Below are 15,797 nucleotides of genomic sequence, written 5' to 3'. Positions count from 1 at the left end.
CCACTTCCCTCAAGTCCCCCTGGCAGTCGCCCCCGCCGAGATCGAGGGCCACAACCTGCTCAAGGGCAAGAAGGTCGTCGTGACCGCGGCCGCGGGCACCGGTATCGGTTTCGCCACCGCGCGCCGGGCGCTGCTCGAGGGCGCCGACGTGCTGGTCTCCGACTTCCACGAGCGTCGCCTCGGCGAGACCGTGGAGAAGCTGTCGGCCGAGTTCGGTGGCCAGCAGGTCGAGTCGTTCGTCTGCGACGTCTCGAGCACCGAGCAGGTCGACGCGCTGATCGCAGGCTCCGCCGAGAAGCTCGGCCGCATCGACGTCCTGGTCAACAACGCGGGCCTCGGCGGCGAGACCCCGGTCGTGGACATGACCGACGAGCAGTGGGACCGCGTCCTCGACATCACGTTGACGAGCACCTTCCGCGCCACCCGTGCTGCGCTGCGCTACTTCAAGTCCGTCGAGCACAACGGCGTCCTGGTCAACAACGCTTCTGTGCTCGGCTGGCGCGCGCAGCACTCGCAGGCGCACTACGCCGCGGCCAAGGCCGGCGTCATGGCGCTGACCCGCTGCAGCGCGATCGAGGCCGCCGAGTACGGCGTCCGCATCAACGCCGTCGCGCCGTCCATCGCCCGCCACGCGTTCCTGGCGAAGGTGACCAGCGAGGAACTGCTCGACAAGCTGGCCGAGGGTGAGGCCTTCGGTCGCGCCGCCGAGGTGTGGGAAATCGCCGCGACCATCGCGATGCTCGCCAGCGACTACACGACCTACCTCACCGGCGAGATCGTCTCCATCTCCAGCCAGCGCGCCTAGGCGGCTCCGCCGCCTGTGCGTGGTTGACGAGTGTCAGGACTCGTCAACCACGCACAGGCGCGTAGCGCCTGTGGATAACCCGGCCCGATCCCGTCGATCCGGTCGGTGCCCGACGCCAGTGTCGTCGGCATGCCAGCAACGTTCTCGCCCGCAGCGCTCCAGGCCCTCGTCGACCGCCAGTACGGATTGGTCACCGCTGCGCAACTGCACGCCATCGGATTCCCGCCGTCGCGAACGCGGCAGCGTCTCGAGGCCGGGCGCTGGCAGCGGGTGCTGCGCGGGGTGTACGCGATCACCTCGGGCCTGCTCACCCGGGACGCGATCCTCGAGGCCGCCCTGCTCTACGGCGGGACGACGGCGCTGCTCAGTCACCGGACGGCCGCGGAGCTGTGGGGGATGGTCCCGGTGGACGAGGCCGGTCCCGTCCACGTCACGGTCCCCTATGGTGTCTCCGCGATCGGTCAACCCGCGACCGCGATCGGACACGCGGCGTTCGGTGACCGTGTGGTGCCCGCGCGGGGGAGCGTCCTGCACCCCGGGGTGGCGGTGCACCGGTCGCGTGCGCAACGGCACATCGGCGCTGCAGACCTCCTGCCGCCGCGGACGACCCGCGCGGACACCGCGCTCGACCTCGCCATCGCGCAGCCGTCGGCGCACGAGGCATACGTCAGCCTGATCGGCGCCGTCACCAACGCTCGCGTCCGGTTGGACGACATCCGGCGCCGGATGAACGAGCGGACCCCACGCCGCTACCGGAAGGCGCTCGAGGCGGCCGTCCGGCTGCTGGCCGAGGGCGTCCAGTCGATGCTCGAGTACCGCTTCGCGGTCGATGTCGAACAGGCCCACGGACTTCCCACGGCACGCAGGCAGGAGCCGGTGGTGGTCGACGGTCGGACGCTCTGGGAGGACTGCGACTACACCGAACACGGTGTCCCGCTGATCGTGCGCCTCGACGGACGCCGGTCGCACTCGGCGCGCGAGGTCGCGTTCCGGGACCGTCGCCGCGACAACGCCGCCGAACTCGCAGATCGGCCACGGCTGGTGTTCGGGTACGAGGAGGTAGTCGGGACGCCGTGCCTGGTAGCCGGGGAGGTCGAGCAGGTACTGCGCCGCGAAGGCTGGGTCAGGCGGGACGAAAACCCGTGTCCCGCCTGTGCGCGGTTAGCGAGTCCTGAGACTCGTCAACCGCGCACGGGCGGCGGAGCCGCCTAGACGGTGTAGCCGCCGTCGACGTTCAGCTTCTGGCCGGTGATGAAGCCGGCTTTGTCGCTCGCGAGGAAGCAGACGGCCTCGGCGATGTCGACCGCGGAGCCGAAGCGCTGCAGGGGGATTCGGCTCATCGCGACGGCCTGTGCGCGCTCGTCGAGGTCGGCGTTGCCCATCAGGCGTTCGGCCATGCCGTCGGTGAGCATGCCGGGGCCAACGGAGTTGAAGCGGACGCCGTAGCGGCCCTCCTCGGCGGCGAACGCCCGGACCAGCGCCTCGACGGCGCCCTTGGTCCCGGACGAGAGGCCGTCCCGGACGGGGAAGCGGTCGGTGGCTGCCGTCGTCACCGCGACGACCGAGCCGCGCGCCGCGCGGAGCCCGGGCAGCAGGGCGTGCACGAGCGCGAAGAACGCGGTGGCCTCGGCGCCGAGATGCTCGGAGAAGGTGTCGGGGGAGACCTTGGACAGGTGGACCATCGGGATGTGCGGGCCCGCCGCGTGCACCAGCACCGACGGATCGCCGAGCTCGGCGGTGATCTCCTCCGCCCACCGTGCGACCCGGTCGCGGTCGGTCAGGTCGACGGCATCGGCACGGGCCCGCCCGCCCGCCGCGGTGATCTCCTCGACCAGGGCGGCGGCGCGGTCGGCGCCGGAACGGTAGGTGAACGCGACAGGGAGCCCCTGGGCGGCGAGCCGCCGGGTGATCTCGATCCCGATGCCGCCAGATCCGCCGGTGATCACGGCGCAAGTGTTTTGCTGCACCCCGATACCCTAACAAGCGCTTGGTTGATACTCTGTCGGGTGTGACCCCTCCGCCGAGAGCTGCCGAAGAGTCTGCCAGCAAGTCCGGCCGCCGCGCCGAACTCCTCGCGCTGGCCGCCGCCCTGTTCGCCGAGCGCGGTCTGCGCGCCACCACCGTGCGCGACATCGCCGACTCGGCCGGGATCCTGTCCGGCAGTCTCTACCACCACTTCGACTCCAAGGAGTCGATGGTCGACGAGATCCTCAAGGGCTTCCTGGACGAGCTGTTCGGCCGCTACCGCGACATCGTCGCGGCCGGTCTCGGATCGCGCGCCACCCTCGAGGCGATGGTGATCGCGTCCTTCGAGGCGATCGACGGTTCGCACGCCGCGGTCGCGATCTATCAGGACGAGGCCAAGCACCTGGTCGGCAACGAGCGCTTCGAGTACATCACCGAACGCAACAAGGAGTTCCGCGGCCTGTGGGTGTCGGTCCTCGAGGCAGGCATCGCCGACGGCAGCTTCCGTCCCGACATCGACGTGGAGCTGGTGTACCGCTTCATGCGCGACACCGTCTGGGTTCCGGTGCGCTGGTACCGGCCGGGAGGCCCGATGACCGCGGAAACGGTCGCCAAGCAGTATCTCGCCATTGTGCTCGACGGGCTCTCCAGCCCACAGTCACGGTCCGATTCGTAGGGAGTTTCCATGCCTGAGGCATACATTGTTGACGCCATCCGCACCGCGGTCGGCAAGAAGGGCGGTGCCCTCTCCGCGGTGCACCCCGCGGACCTCGGCGCCGGGGTGATCAAGCAGCTCCTCGAGCGCAACCAGGTCGACCCCAGCGAGATCGACGACGTCGTGTTCGGCTGTGTCGACGCGATCGGCCCGCAGGCCGGCAACATCGCGCGCACCGCCTGGCTGGCCGCCGGCTACCCGGAGGATGTCCCCGGCGTCACCGTCGACCGTCAGTGCGGATCCAGCCAGCAGGCCGTTCACTTTGCGGCGCAGGCGATCATGAGCGGAACCGCGGACCTGATGGTGGCCGGCGGCGTTCAGAACATGAGCATGATCCCGATCGCCTCCGCGATGGTCGTCGGCGAGCAGTTCGGTTTCGAGACCCCGTTCAAGGGTTCGAAGGGCTGGGAGCACCGCTACGGCGACGAAGAGGTCTCGCAGTTCCACGGCGCCGAGCTGATCGCCGAGAAGTGGGACATCAGCCGCGAGGAGATGGAGCGCTGGGCGCTGCAGAGCCACGAGCGTGCGCGCAAGGCGATCGCCGAGGGCCGCTTCGACAACGAGATCGTGCCGGTCGGTGAGTTCAGCATCGACGAGGGCCCGCGCGAGACCAGCCTGGAGAAGATGGCCGGGCTCAAGACACTGACCGACGGTGGACGCCTGACCGCGGCCCTGGCGAGCCAGATCTCCGACGGCGCAAGCGCGACGCTGCTCGCCTCCGAGGCTGCGGTGAAGGCGCACGGTCTCAAGCCCCGCGCCCGGATCCACCACATCAGCGCCCGCGGCGCCTCGCCGATCTTCATGCTCAGCGCGCCGATCCCCGCGACCAAGTACGCGCTGGAGAAGACCGGCCTGACCATCGACGACATCGACGTCATCGAGATCAACGAGGCGTTCGCCCCCGTCGTGCTGTCCTGGATCAAGGAGATCGGCGCGGACCCGGCGAAGGTCAACGCCAACGGCGGCGCGATCGCGAACGGGCACCCGCTCGGCGCGACCGGCACCAAGCTGTTCGCGACCATGCTCAACGAGCTTGAGCGCACCGGTGGGCGCTACGGCCTGCAGACCATCTGTGAGGGTGGCGGCACCGCGAACGTGACGATCATCGAGCGCCTGGGCTAGAAACCCTTTCGCGCAAGCAGATTCGGCCCCGTACCCCTCCGGCCGGAGGGGTACGGGGCCGAACTCGTCGTCGGTGGACCGGGCGGACGGTGTCCGTCAGTCGATGGTGCCGATCAGTGCGAACAGCGCGCCGGCGATCCGCTCGCACCACGCGTCCGAGTCCTCGAACCCGCGCGAGACGCCGCGGAGCATGGTGGCCGACACCAGCAGGTCGAAGACGGTGTCCGCGGTGGACACGGCGGTGGCAGGCTCCGCGTCCGGCTCGGCCAGCAGGATCCGGTCGAGCAGCGCCTTGCGGGCGGGCACCTCGGCCCGCTGGACGAGCCGCTCGTAGACGCCTTCGTTGTGATTCCAGGTGGACATCAGCCCGGGTATCGCGGAGCGGGCGGCCGGGTGCGCGGCGCGCTCGAGAAAACTGCGCGTCCAGGCCAGCAGGTCGGCGTGGAGGTCGTCGGTGATCGGGGGAGCGGCACGTCGCCCATGGACTCGAGGCCGAAGATCGCGTCCTCGATGATCATCTCGCGGGTGGCCCAGCGGCGGTAGATCGCGGGCGCGCTGACCTTGGCTCGTCGGGCGATGGCCTGGATGGTGGTCTTCTGGTAGCCCGACTCGACGAGCAGCGCGATGGTCGCATCGAGGACCGACCGGTCGACCTGGGGATCTCGGGGCCGGCCTGGGCCGGCTGCTTCGACTGGGTGGTCTCCGGATCCATTCACATCGCCGGACAATACCGGAGCGTATTGCCCCCGGAGTCAAAATAGTTACGGGGTGACACGGAACTCATCGCGCGCGGGAGGTGGCTCGGGGTTATCGTCGGGATATGTGCCGAAACATCACCGAGCTCCGCGGCCTCGAGCCGGCCGCCACCGCGGAGGAGATCGAGGCGGCCGCCCGTCAGTACGTGCGGAAGGTGAGTGGCGTGCAGAAGCTGTCCGACGCCACCCGGGAGCCCTTCGAGCAGGCGGTCGCCGAGGTCACGGCGACCACGATGCGGCTGCTCGGGGTGCTGCCCGCCCGCAAGCAGCCACCGGCCACGGTGCCGCCGCTGCGCAGGCCCGAGGTCCGCGCCCGGATGGCCGCGGTCGCCGCGAACGACTGAAGGGCACCGCCGGCCGGATGAACCGGCCGATGGTGCCCTTCAGTGTGGGGAGTGCGCTCCCACGCTCATGCGCTCAGGCGCGCACCGGCGGTGCCGGTCAGGCGCGCAGCGCGCCCAGCGCGTCGATCCGCTTCACGGCGTCGGCCATGATCCGGTCGATCAGTTCCTGGCAGCTCGGCAGGTCGTCGACCATGCCGACCACCTGACCGGACGCGAGCACGCCCGCCTCGGTGTTGCCGTCGACCAGGCCGGCCTTGAGCAGCATCGGGGTGTTGGCGTACATGATGATCTGCAGCCAGGTCTTGTCGGTGGTCTTACGCATCGCAAGGCCCTCTTTGATCAGGGTCGACCACTTCATGCCGGTCATCGCCCTGACCTTGGGGGCGTTCCTGGCCGCGGCGACGAGTCCCCGTGCGTAGCTGGACTTCTCGAGGCTGTTGACCAGGTCGGTGTTGAGCACCCGGTGCGGCATGCCGTCGACCTTCACGGACACGGTGGTGTCCTGCAGGCCGCGCTTGAGGTACTCCTGCTTGACCGAGTCCGGCACCGCCGAATCGCTGGTGAGCAGGAAGCGGGTGCCCATCGCGACGCCCGCGGCGCCGTAGGACAGCGCAGCGGCCAGGCCGCGGCCATCGAAGAAGCCGCCGGCCGCGATCACCGGGATGTCGACTGCGTCGAGCACCGACGGCAGCAGCAGCGTGGTCGCGACGGGGCCGGTGTGGCCGCCGCCCTCGCCGCCCTGCACGATCACCGCGTCGGCGCCCCAGGAGGCGACCTTGACGGCGTGCTTGGCGGCGCCGATGGACGGGACCACGACGACGCCGTTGTCCTTGAGCTTGCTGATCAGGTCCTTCTTGGGCGCCAGCGCGAACGAGGCGACCTTGACCTTCTCGCGGATGAGCAGGTCGATGCGCTCCTGCGCGTCCGTCGCGTCGGCGCGGATGTTGACGCCGAACGGCTTGTCGGTGAGCTCCTTGGTCCGCAGGACCGCTGCCTCGAGCTCGTCGTAGGTCATCGTCGCCGAGGCGAGGATGCCCAGGCCACCCGCATTGGACGTGCCCGCGGTCAGGCGCGGGCCGGAGACCCAGCCCATGCCGGTCTGCACGATCGGGTGCTCGATGCCGACCAGTTCGGTCAGCGGCGTGCGCAGGACGGCGGTCATGCCTGGACCTCGCGCTCACGCAGGCCGCGCGGGTCGATGACCTCGCGGATCAGGCGCAGCTCCTCGGCGGTGGGCTCGCGGGTGACGCCCGCCTCGGCCAGCCCGGCGACCTCGAAGGAGGTGTTCTCGGCGACCTCGGCCGCGGTGACGCCCGGGTGCAGGCTGAGCGCGCGCAGGGTGTGGTCCGGCCCGCCGAAGTCGAAGACGCCCAGGTTGCTCACCACGCGGTGCAGGTGCAGGTACTTGAACGCCGGGTTCGCGGGATCGACCTTGTCGTAGCCGACGCCCGAGACCACGTCCACCTTGTCCACGAACACCCGCGAGGAGTGCTTGGGGACGAAGTAGCTGGTGGCGTGGTTGATGGTGTTGCCGGGGGCGCCGCGGACGCCGAACATCTGCCGGGTCGGCTGCTGCAGCGGACCGAACGCGGACAGGTTCTGGTTGCCGTACCGGTCGATCTGGTTGGCGCCCATGACCACGTGGCGGCGGCCGGAGGCGACGACGTCGAACACCTTGCGGAACGGCATCCAGCCCTCGATCGGGGCCTTGGCGCCGACCGCGGGGGTGTCGGCGAAGATCAGCGCCTCACCGTCGGTGATGAGCAGGTCGGGCTCGGTGGTGAGCCGCGCCAGCCGCGCGCCGATGGTCGCCAGCGTCGACATCGGGCTGGCCATGATCTCGCCTGCGCCCGAGAAGATCTCGGCGCATGCGATCGCGCAGTACTCCGCGCGGGTGATGGTCTCGGTGGAGGTCATGCCTGCTCCTCTGCGAACTTCTTGACGGCGGCCTGGTAGTCGTCCTCGCTGCCGGACAGGTAGGTGTCGACGAAGACCTGCCACGACTCGGGGGTCTTGGCGGCCTCGGCGTAGTGACGCTGGAACTTCTCGTCGCGGCCGTAGCTCTCGCCTGCGAGGGTGAAGTGGGCGCCGTTCGGGGCCTCCACGACGCCGTCGACCATCATGCGGTTGAGGATCAGCTGCTGCAGCGGAACGGCCTTCACCAGCTCCTCGGTCTCGACGATGCGCTCGACGGAGACGTAGCGCTTCTCGGCGGCCATGCAGTACAGGTCGTCGAAGTACGGGTCGACGCCGTTGTAGGCGGCGTTGCCGTGCTTGTCGCCCAGGTTCAGGTGCACGAACGACGCGTCCAGGTTCAGCGCGGGCATCGCGATGAGCGTCTCGGCCTTGCCGGATTCGTCGGCGTACGGCGAGGTGACGGTCTTGAGCTCGTCGCCCCAGAAGTTCGTGACGTCCGAGCCGAGGCCTGCCCGGATCGGCAGGAACGGCAGGCGGGCCGCGGCGGCCTCGAGGCCACACTTGACCATGCCCTCGTCCATCTCGCGGACCTCGATGGCGCCGGTGGTGCGGGCCTTGGCGAACCAGGGGTCGTAGAACGGCGCGGAGTCCAGGGACACGAAGCCGTAGTAGGCCTTCTTGACCTTGCCCGCCGAGCACAGCAGGCCCAGGTCCGGTCCGCCGTAGGTGACGACGGTCAGGTCCTTGATGTCCGAGCGCAGAATCGCGCGTACGAACGCCATCGGCTTGCGGCGCGAGCCCCAGCCGCCGAGGCCGATCGTCATGCCACTGCGCAGTTCGCCGACGACCTCGTCGAGCGACATCCTCTTGTCACGCATTGTCTTTCAACTCCCTACTTGTTCGCGCGCGGCTTGCCGGTGGCGACGAACTCGTCGCGGTGCTCGTCGGCGACGCCGGCGAGGTTCAGCTCGAACGTGAAACCCTGCTCGATCCGGTAGCTGGTGTGCACGTCCATCACGTCGATGCGGTTGATCGCTTCCTTGGCGCGCCGGATGACCCGGGTGTCCTTGGCGGCGATCTCGCCTGCGATCTTGAGTGCACACGCGTCGAGCTCGGCGCGCGGGACGACGTCGTAGACGGAGCCGAAGTGCTTGAGCGTCTGGGCGTCGACGTTCTTGGCCGTGTAGTACAGCGTGCGCATCATGTGCTGGGGGACCAGGCGGGCCAGGTGCGTGGCCGCGCCGAGTGCGCCGCGGTCGACCTCGGGGAGGCCGAAGATGGCGTCGTCGGACGCGACGATGACGTCGGCGTTGCCGACCAGGCCGACGCCGCCGCCGACGCAGAAGCCGTTGACGGCGACCACGACGGGAACCTCGCAGTCGTAGACCGCGGAGAACGCCGCCGCGCAGCCGCGGTTGGCGTCGATCAGGGCGCCGTGACCCTCGGTGGCCTGCATCTCCTTGATGTCGACGCCGGCATTGAAGCCGCGACCCTCGGCTCGCAGGATCACCACGTGGGTGCTCGGATCCTTGCCCGCCGCGAGGACGGCGTCGGCCAGTTCGAACCATCCCTTAGACGGGATGGCGTTCACCGGCGGGTAGTCGACGGTGACCGTGGTGATGCCGGCCCCATCGGATTTGGAAGTGATTCCCATCGTGATTCCTTAGGTAGGTCGCCAAACCAAGCGATTGCTTGGTAAGTTAGCACACCTGCGGGTCGGGCTGGAGTTTGCTTTTCGGCGGATGACCCCCGACCCGCAGAGAATCCCTGACAGTGGAGGTACTGGTGGATCTAGGTCTTGACGGCAGCGTGGTGCTGGTCACCGGCGGAGTGCGCGGCGTTGGTGCGGGTATCAGCCGCGCGTTTCTGCGCGCGGGCGCCACGGTGGTGACCTGCGCGCGACGGCCGGCCGACGAGCCGATCGAGGTGGACGGCCGCGGCGTGGAGTTCATCTCCTGCGACCTGCGCGACGCCGAGCAGGTGCAGTCGATGATCGACTCGATCGTCGCCACCCACGGCCGCCTCGACGCCGTCGTCAACAACGCGGGTGGGGCGCCGTACGCACTGGCCGCGGACGCGAGCCCCCGCTTCCACTCGAAGATCGTCGAGCTCAACCTGCTCGCCCCGCTCCTGATCTCGCAGATCGCGAACGCCGTCATGCAGAAGCAGGACACCGGCGGCTCGATCGTGATGATCAGCAGCGTCAGCGGCAGCCGCCCGTCGCCCGGGACCGCCGCCTACGGCGCCGCCAAGGCAGGCATCGACAGCCTGGCGACCAGCCTCGCGGTGGAGTGGGCGCCGAAGGTCCGGGTGAACTCGATCGTGGTCGGCCTGGTCGAGACCGAGCAGAGCCACCTGCACTACGGCGGGGCCGACGGCCTCGCCGCGGTGAGCAAGACCGTCCCGCTGGGTCGGATGGCGCGGCCCGAGGACATCGGGAACTGTGCGACCTTCCTGGCATCGCCGCTGGCGTCCTACGTCAGCGGTTCGACACTGACGGTGCACGGCGGCGGCGAGCGCCCCGCGTTCCTGGCGGCGTCGGACGCAGAGACATCCAACAAGCCAGTGATGGAGGAGCAGAAGTGAGTGGATTGGTAGAGGGTCGCGTCGTCATCGTGACGGGCGCTGGCCGCGGTATCGGACGGGCGCACGCGCTGGCGTTCGCGGCCGAGGGCGCGAAGGTCGTCGTGAACGACATCGGCGTCGGCGGCGACGGCACCGCGACCGGTGAGAGCCCCGGCGAGCAGGTTGTCGCGGAGATCATCGCCGCGGGCGGACAGGCCGTGGTGAACGGCGACGACGTCGCGGACTGGGACGGCGCGCAGAACCTGATCAAGACCGCCATCGACAACTTCGGTGGCCTCGACGTGCTGGTCAACAACGCGGGCTTCCTCCGCGACCGGATGCTGGTCGGCATGAGCGAGCAGGAGTGGGACTCGGTCATCCGGGTGCACCTCAAGGGCCACTTCGCCCCGCTGCGGCACGCGGCCGCGTACTGGCGTGCCGAGTCCAAGGCCGGACGTCCTGTGGACGCGCGGATCATCAACACCAGCTCGGGTGCCGGCCTGCAGGGCAGCATCGGCCAGGGCAACTACGCGGCCGCCAAGGCCGGCATCGCGGAGATGACCATCCAGGCCGCCGCCGAGCTGAAGAACTACGGCGTCTCCGTCAACGCGATCGCGCCAGCGGCGCGCACCCGGATGACGGTGGGCGCGGGCGGCGCGATGGCCGAGGCGATGGCCGCTCCCGAGGAGGGCTTCGACGCGATGGCTCCGGAGAACATCTCCCCGCTGGTGGTCTGGCTGGGCAGCGCCGAGTCGAAGGACGTCAGCGGCCGGGTGTTCGAGGTCGAGGGCGGCAAGATCACCGTCGCCGAGGGCTGGCGGCACGGCCCCGTGCAGGACAAGGGTGATCGTTGGGACCCGAAGGAGATCGGCCCCGTCGTGGCGGATCTGCTCGAGAAGGCGGAGACCCCCACCCCGGTCTACGGGGCGTAAGGCAGCTCCGCTGCCCGTGCGCGGTTGACGAGTGTGTGGACTCGTCAACCGCGCACAGGCGCGAAGCGCCTAGACGGGGGAGCGGACGATGACCGTCGTGCCGGGGAAGTAGGCGGCGAGCTCTGGCCGCGACAGCTTGATCACGGCAGTGCCGTAGCCCTGCTTGCGCGCCTCGGGCGCCACCCACACCGCGAGGTCCACCTCGCCTTCGTGTAGTTCGCCGAACACGAGCCCGACGCATTCCGGCCGGTCGCCGCTCGTGTTCTCAGCGACGAACCATGCCGCGGTCTCCTCGTCGACGCGGTTCAGGCCTGCCCGGCGCTCCTCCTCGATGCGATCCGCAGGCCACGGCGTTCCGTCGGCATCGAGCTGCTCGGCCGAGCGCCGTCGGTAGAGCTCCGCGTCCTCGTCGTTGTAGGTGAACGGGCGCAGCCGCACGTTCGTGCCGGTGCTGAAGGGGCGCTGTTCCGGCAGCCACTTCAGCGTCGCGTCCAGGTTGGTCACCTCGTCGCGGAGGTGGTCGCGCTCGAGCCGGGTCAGGCGCCCGAGCTGCAGGCCCAGCACCGCATTCGCGTTGTCCTCGGTCGTCTCGAGGAGCGCGCTCACACTGCGTACGGCGGCGGCGTGGTCGTCACTGTCGACGATGGCATCGAGGACCTCGTGCCGCATTTCGAGCGCCCGCAGGAGCGCCGAAGCGAGTTCGCGTCGGTCCAGGATCTGATCTTGGGGGCCAGCCGTCATGACGAAATCTCCCTATCCGTTGAGGTGCAACAGCGCGGAGCACGCACCTGCCGGATGGGCAATCCTGCGGGCTCCCCCAGATTGTCTGTCAACGGGCCCGCAATTGCTACGAACAGACGATGACCGGGATCTTGCGTTCGACCCAGGACTGGTAATCGTCGAACTCGGGGTACATCGCCACCAGCTTGGGCCACAGCTCCGCGTGCTCGGCATCGTCCGCGACCTTCGCGACCAGATGGCGCACGTCGGAACGGATCTGGACCTTCACGTTGGGATCGGCCTTCAGGTTCAGGTACCACAGCGGGTTCTTGGGCTGGCCGCCCTGCGAGGCGACGAGCACGACCCGGTCGCCGTCCTCGAGGAACAGAAGCGGGCTCACCCGGGGCTCGCCGCTCTTGCGGCCGGTGGTGGTGAGCAGGCAGATCGGCAGGCCGCTCTTCGCGGCGCTGCCGACCCGCCACTTACCGCCGACGCGCCCACCGGTGGCCCGGTACGCGATCACGTTCGTCTTCGACATCCATTTGATGATGACTCGGGTGAACTGCGTATCGAGCATCGGTGGGCGCTTCATGGCCGGATCAGATCCGCTCGATGATGGTGCCGGTGGCGAGTGCGCCGCCGGCGCACATGGTGATCAGCGCGGTGGACTTGTCCGTCCGCTCGAGCTCGTGCAGTGCGGTGGTGATCAGCCGGGATCCGGTGCTGCCCACGGGGTGGCCGAGGGCCAGGGCGCCGCCGTTGACGTTGACCTTGTCCATGTCAGGACCGTGCACCCGAGCCCAGGACAGTGCGACGGAGGCGAAGGCCTCGTTGACCTCGAACAGGTCGAGGTCGCCGATCTTCATGCCTGCCTTCTCGAGCACCTTGGCGGTGGCCTGGACGGGGCCGTCGAGGTGGAACTCGGGCTCGGCGCCGACGAGCACCTGGGAGACGATCCGGGCGCGGGGCTTGAGGCCGAGGGCGAGGGCGCGGTCGGAGTCCATGAGCAGGACCGCGGCGGCGCCGTCGGAGATCTGCGAGGCGGTGCCCGCGGTGTGGATGCCGCCCTCGATGACCGGCTTGAGCTTGGCCAGCGACTCGAGCGTGGTGTCGCGCAGGCCCTGGTCCCGGGAGACCACTGTGGTCTCCGAGGTCGGCAGCTTGTCCTCGCCGATGACGGGGGCCGTCACGGGCAGCACCTCGCGGTCGAACCGGCCTTCTGCCCAGGCCTGCTTGGCCAGCGCCTGCGAGCGGACGCCGAGCGCCTCGATGTCGTCGCGGGTGATTCCGCGGCGCTTTGCGATCCGCTCGGCGGCCTCGAACTGGTTGGGCATGTCGATGTCCCACGACGCCGGGCGGCGCGGGCCTGCCTCGGTGCCGACGTTGGCGCCGAGCGGGACCTGGCTCATCTGCTCGACGCCGCAGGCGACGCCGATCTCGATGGCGCCGGTGGCGATCAGCCCGGCGATCAGGTGGTTGGCCTGCTGCGCGGAGCCGCACTGGCAGTCGATGGTGGTGGCGCCGGTCTGCCACGGCAGGCCCGCCGCCAGCCAGGCCACCCGGGTGACGTTGTTGGACTGTGCACCGGCCTGGGTGACGCAGCCGCCGATGGCCTGCTCGACGAGGAGGGGATCGATGCCCGCCCGCTCGAGCAGTCCGACCTGAACCGCGCCAAGGGTCTCCGCCGCGTGCAGGCCGGACAGCCAACCCCCTCGCTTGCCGATCGGGGTACGGACTGCCTCGACGATTACTGGTGTGCCCACGGCGGGCTCCTTTCCACGTGTCTACAAAAAGTAGAACAGGTTCTCCCCTTTGAGCAAGGAGAATGGGCCCAGTTCTTTGCCTAGTCTTTCCCCCATCGAAGCTCTATGCTTCAATCTTTGTAGAACGTGTTCCACATCACGCGCGGCGCCGATCGCGATGGCAGGAGACAACAGTGGCACAGCCCAACATTCCCGCGGGATTCGACTTTACGGACCCCGATATCTACGCGCACCGGCTGCCGGTGGAAGAACTCGCCGAGGTCCGCAAGGCCGAGCCGGTGTACTGGGTCGAGCAGCCCGACGGTGTCGGCGGATTCAACGACGGTGGCTACTGGTTGGTCACCCGTCACGAGGACATCCGCGACGTGTCGATGCGCGACGTGTTCTCCACCTGGGAGAACACCGCCATCCCGCGCTTCGCCGACGACATGAAGCGCGAGCAGATCGAACTGCAGCGCTTCGTGCTCCTGAACAAGGACGCGCCGGAGCACACCAAGCTGCGCAAGCTGGTCTCCCGCGGCTTCACCCCCCGCGCGATCAACGGGATCAAGGAAGAGCTGCGCGACCGCGCCGAGTCCATCGTCAAGGCTGCCGCTGCGGAGGGTAGCGGCGACTTCGTCACCCAGGTCGCGGCGGAGCTGCCGCTGCAGGCCATCGCCGAACTCATCGGCGTGCCGCAGGAGGACCGCGGCAAGGTCTTCGAGTGGTCCAACCAGATGACCTCGTACGACGATCCCGAGTTCGCCGACATCGATCCGGCTGCCGCGTCGATGGAGATCCTCGGCTACGCGTACCAGCTGGCCGAGGCGCGCAAGGCGAACCCGGGCGACGACCTCGTCACCACGCTCATCGAGGCGGACGTCGACGGCGACGAGCTCAGCCCGGAGGAGTTCGGCTTCTTCGTGATCGTGCTCGCGGTGGCAGGCAACGAGACCACCCGCAACGCCACCACGCACGGCATGAAGGCCTTCATGGACAACCCCGAGCAGTGGGAGCTGTACAAGAAGGAGCGTCCGAAGACCACGGCCGACGAGATCATCCGCTGGGCCACCCCGGTCGCCGCCTTCCAGCGCACCGCCCTCGAGGACACCGAGATCGGCGGCGTGGCGATCAAGAAGGGCCAGCGCGTGGTGATGAACTACGTGTCGGCGAACTTCGACGAGGAGGTGTTCGAGAACCCGGAGAAGTTCGACATCCTCCGCGACCCGAACCCGCACCTGTCCTTCGGCGGTACCGGCGCCCACTACTGCCTCGGCGCCAACCTGGCCCGCATGGAGATCGACCTGATCTTCAACGCGATCGCCGACTTCCTCCCGGACATCACCGAGGTCGGCGCGACCCGCCGCCTGCGCTCCGGCTGGCTCAACGGCATCAAGGAGTACCAGGTCGACTACAAGACCGGCGGTTGCCCGGTCGCCCACTAGGGCGCTCGATCCACAAGCATCATCCGGCAGCGCCGGCGCGGTCACCCCGCGCCGGCGCTGCCTTTTTCGTTCGCGGCGACCTCAGCGGCGCAGCCAGCCGTCCCATGCGGGTGCCACCAGTTCGAACAGGGCCGTGTAGCCCTCTGATCGCGGGTGGGCGCCGTCGCCGTCGCGCACCTGTCTGCGCCAGACGTCGTGCTTCTCCAGTGTGGTGAACACGTCGACAAAAGTGCAGCCCCGCGCATCGCAGATGTCGCGAAAATCATTGTTGAGCAATAGGATCCGGCTGTTGTGCTCCTCGTCGTGCACGGGCGGCGGCCCGACGAAGAGGACCGGTGCACCCGCGGCGGCGTCCAGGCAGTCGGTCAGGTTCTCCCGAGAGGTCGCGGCCGGGACCCGACGGCCGTCGTCCGTGGCGGTCGCGTCGTTGACCCCGAACGAGAACACCAGCCGCAGCTCCGTGTCCGCGGGCCTGCGGCGCTCGATCTCGTCGCGAAGCCGCGCCCGGATGTCGGTCGAGGTGTTGCGTCGGATCCCCAGGTTGTATCCGGTGGCCGGTCGTCCCGCCTGCGCGCTGCGGGCCAGCAGTCGGCCGGTCCAGCCGAGCGCGGTCTCGTCGCCGACACCCGCGACGAAGGAGTCGCCGATGAAACAGATCCGGAGATCCTCCGATTGCCTCTGCACTGAATGTCGTCCTTCCGATCGCCTGCGGTCGGACTCACCCTGCCGTGAAACGCAAAGGACCGCACCTCGATTTACGAGGTGCGGTC

The 15,797-nt window shown here is 69.1% G+C and carries 19 protein-coding genes; 8 read left to right on the top strand and 11 right to left on the bottom strand.

The window, feature by feature from the left end; translation table 11 throughout:
* Positions 1-19 precede the first annotated feature (19 nt).
* A complete protein-coding gene (locus tag BTZ20_RS28655; RefSeq protein WP_411269167.1) occupies positions 20-805 on the top strand; it encodes an SDR family oxidoreductase in 786 nt (261 codons plus the stop codon).
* A 129-nt stretch (positions 806-934) separates the two neighbouring features.
* Entirely contained in the window at positions 935-2,017 is a 1,083-nt protein-coding gene (locus BTZ20_RS22810) for a type IV toxin-antitoxin system AbiEi family antitoxin domain-containing protein (protein ID WP_077043919.1), read from the top strand.
* On the opposite strand, the gene BTZ20_RS22805 is transcribed toward BTZ20_RS22810, so the two are convergent.
* On the bottom strand, positions 2,014-2,772 hold the full coding sequence (locus BTZ20_RS22805; protein WP_223263478.1) for an SDR family NAD(P)-dependent oxidoreductase: 759 nt from the start codon (positions 2,770-2,772) through the stop codon (positions 2,014-2,016). The two genes, BTZ20_RS22810 and BTZ20_RS22805, sit on opposite strands and share 4 nt — an antisense overlap.
* A 41-nt stretch (positions 2,773-2,813) precedes the next feature.
* On the opposite strand from BTZ20_RS22805, the gene BTZ20_RS22800 reads away from it, so the two are divergent.
* The gene (locus BTZ20_RS22800) at positions 2,814-3,446 is read left to right on the top strand and encodes a TetR/AcrR family transcriptional regulator (RefSeq protein ID WP_077042913.1); all 633 of its coding nucleotides are present in this window, start codon (positions 2,814-2,816) and stop codon (positions 3,444-3,446) included.
* Positions 3,447-3,455: 9 nt separating this feature from the next.
* Positions 3,456-4,607, top strand: a complete 1,152-nt coding sequence (locus BTZ20_RS22795) for an acetyl-CoA C-acetyltransferase (RefSeq protein WP_077042912.1) — start codon at positions 3,456-3,458, stop codon at positions 4,605-4,607.
* Positions 4,608-4,703: 96 nt separating this feature from the next.
* Here BTZ20_RS22795 and BTZ20_RS28650 read toward each other — a convergent pair whose 3' ends face one another.
* Entirely contained in the window at positions 4,704-5,039 is a 336-nt protein-coding gene (locus BTZ20_RS28650; protein ID WP_262982618.1) for a hypothetical protein, read from the bottom strand.
* On the bottom strand, positions 4,970-5,323 hold the full coding sequence (locus BTZ20_RS28645) for a TetR/AcrR family transcriptional regulator (protein ID WP_223263477.1): 354 nt from the start codon (positions 5,321-5,323) through the stop codon (positions 4,970-4,972). The genes BTZ20_RS28650 and BTZ20_RS28645 overlap by 70 nt, the downstream gene beginning before the upstream one ends.
* Positions 5,324-5,427: 104 nt before the next feature.
* Between BTZ20_RS28645 and BTZ20_RS22785 the strand changes: the two genes are divergently transcribed.
* Positions 5,428-5,706, top strand: a complete 279-nt coding sequence (locus BTZ20_RS22785; protein WP_077042911.1) for a DUF2277 domain-containing protein — start codon at positions 5,428-5,430, stop codon at positions 5,704-5,706.
* 97 nt (positions 5,707-5,803) lie between these two features.
* Here BTZ20_RS22785 and BTZ20_RS22780 read toward each other — a convergent pair whose 3' ends face one another.
* The 4 genes from BTZ20_RS22780 to echA20 are packed head-to-tail and all read right to left on the bottom strand — an operon-like array spanning position 5,804 to position 9,277.
* Positions 5,804-6,868: an NAD(P)H-dependent flavin oxidoreductase gene (locus BTZ20_RS22780; RefSeq protein ID WP_077042910.1), complete on the bottom strand. Its 1,065-nt coding sequence runs from the start codon at positions 6,866-6,868 to the stop codon at positions 5,804-5,806.
* Positions 6,865-7,623 carry a cholesterol ring-cleaving hydrolase subunit IpdB gene (gene ipdB / locus BTZ20_RS22775; protein WP_077042909.1) on the bottom strand — a complete coding sequence of 253 codons (759 nt, stop codon included), beginning with the start codon at positions 7,621-7,623 and terminating at the stop codon, positions 6,865-6,867. The genes BTZ20_RS22780 and ipdB overlap by 4 nt, the downstream gene beginning before the upstream one ends.
* Positions 7,620-8,501: a cholesterol ring-cleaving hydrolase subunit IpdA gene (ipdA, locus tag BTZ20_RS22770; protein ID WP_145982399.1), complete on the bottom strand. Its 882-nt coding sequence runs from the start codon at positions 8,499-8,501 to the stop codon at positions 7,620-7,622. Before ipdA ends, ipdB begins: the two co-directional genes overlap by 4 nt.
* 14 nt (positions 8,502-8,515) lie before the next feature.
* A complete protein-coding gene (echA20, locus tag BTZ20_RS22765; protein WP_077042907.1) occupies positions 8,516-9,277 on the bottom strand; it encodes a (7aS)-7a-methyl-1,5-dioxo-2,3,5,6,7,7a-hexahydro-1H-indene-carboxyl-CoA hydrolase in 762 nt (253 codons plus the stop codon).
* 131 nt (positions 9,278-9,408) lie between these two features.
* Between echA20 and BTZ20_RS22760 the strand changes: the two genes are divergently transcribed.
* Together BTZ20_RS22760 and BTZ20_RS22755 are read left to right on the top strand one after the other, a co-directional pair.
* Entirely contained in the window at positions 9,409-10,209 is an 801-nt protein-coding gene (locus tag BTZ20_RS22760; protein ID WP_077043918.1) for an SDR family oxidoreductase, read from the top strand.
* Complete coding sequence (locus tag BTZ20_RS22755) at positions 10,206-11,120, top strand: SDR family oxidoreductase (protein ID WP_077042906.1); 915 nt, start codon at positions 10,206-10,208, stop codon at positions 11,118-11,120. Before BTZ20_RS22760 ends, BTZ20_RS22755 begins: the two co-directional genes overlap by 4 nt.
* Before the next feature lie 69 nt (positions 11,121-11,189).
* On the opposite strand, the gene BTZ20_RS22750 is transcribed toward BTZ20_RS22755, so the two are convergent.
* From BTZ20_RS22750 to BTZ20_RS22740, 3 genes are all read right to left on the bottom strand, one after another.
* Positions 11,190-11,861, bottom strand: coding sequence for a GNAT family N-acetyltransferase (locus BTZ20_RS22750; protein ID WP_077042905.1), 672 nt, complete (start codon positions 11,859-11,861; stop codon positions 11,190-11,192).
* 106 nt (positions 11,862-11,967) lie between these two features.
* Entirely contained in the window at positions 11,968-12,432 is a 465-nt protein-coding gene (locus tag BTZ20_RS22745) for a nitroreductase family deazaflavin-dependent oxidoreductase (protein ID WP_077042904.1), read from the bottom strand.
* 7 nt (positions 12,433-12,439) lie between these two features.
* On the bottom strand, positions 12,440-13,603 hold the full coding sequence (locus BTZ20_RS22740) for a steroid 3-ketoacyl-CoA thiolase (protein WP_077042903.1): 1,164 nt from the start codon (positions 13,601-13,603) through the stop codon (positions 12,440-12,442).
* 173 nt (positions 13,604-13,776) lie between these two features.
* On the opposite strand from BTZ20_RS22740, the gene BTZ20_RS22735 reads away from it, so the two are divergent.
* Positions 13,777-15,027, top strand: a complete 1,251-nt coding sequence (locus BTZ20_RS22735) for a cytochrome P450 (protein WP_077042902.1) — start codon at positions 13,777-13,779, stop codon at positions 15,025-15,027.
* An 81-nt stretch (positions 15,028-15,108) separates the two neighbouring features.
* Here the strand turns inward: BTZ20_RS22735 and BTZ20_RS22730 are convergent, their stop codons facing one another.
* A complete protein-coding gene (locus tag BTZ20_RS22730) occupies positions 15,109-15,711 on the bottom strand; it encodes a GDSL-type esterase/lipase family protein (protein ID WP_077042901.1) in 603 nt (200 codons plus the stop codon).
* Between the last annotated feature and the right edge of the window lie 86 nt (positions 15,712-15,797).

Source organism: Rhodococcus sp. MTM3W5.2, from assembly GCF_001984015.1.
GTDB classification, from domain to species: domain Bacteria; phylum Actinomycetota; class Actinomycetes; order Mycobacteriales; family Mycobacteriaceae; genus Rhodococcus_G; species Rhodococcus_G oryzae.
This window is presented reverse-complemented; position numbering and strand designations above follow the sequence as displayed.

Bases quoted from the DNA above. Each gene is read 5' to 3' on its own strand.
- BTZ20_RS22810 (WP_077043919.1), top strand. From the start codon at position 935: ATGCCAGCAACGTTCTCGCCCGCAGCGCTCCAGGCCCTCGTCGACCGC.
- BTZ20_RS22795 (WP_077042912.1), top strand. From the start codon at position 3,456: ATGCCTGAGGCATACATTGTTGACGCCATCCGCACCGCGGTCGGCAAG.
- BTZ20_RS22785 (WP_077042911.1), top strand. From the start codon at position 5,428: ATGTGCCGAAACATCACCGAGCTCCGCGGCCTCGAGCCGGCCGCCACC.
- BTZ20_RS22780 (WP_077042910.1), bottom strand. From the start codon at position 6,868: ATGACCGCCGTCCTGCGCACGCCGCTGACCGAACTGGTCGGCATCGAG.
- ipdB (WP_077042909.1), bottom strand. From the start codon at position 7,623: ATGACCTCCACCGAGACCATCACCCGCGCGGAGTACTGCGCGATCGCA.
- ipdA (WP_145982399.1), bottom strand. From the start codon at position 8,501: ATGCGTGACAAGAGGATGTCGCTCGACGAGGTCGTCGGCGAACTGCGC.
- echA20 (WP_077042907.1), bottom strand. From the start codon at position 9,277: ATGGGAATCACTTCCAAATCCGATGGGGCCGGCATCACCACGGTCACC.
- BTZ20_RS22750 (WP_077042905.1), bottom strand. From the start codon at position 11,861: ATGACGGCTGGCCCCCAAGATCAGATCCTGGACCGACGCGAACTCGCT.
- BTZ20_RS22745 (WP_077042904.1), bottom strand. From the start codon at position 12,432: ATGAAGCGCCCACCGATGCTCGATACGCAGTTCACCCGAGTCATCATC.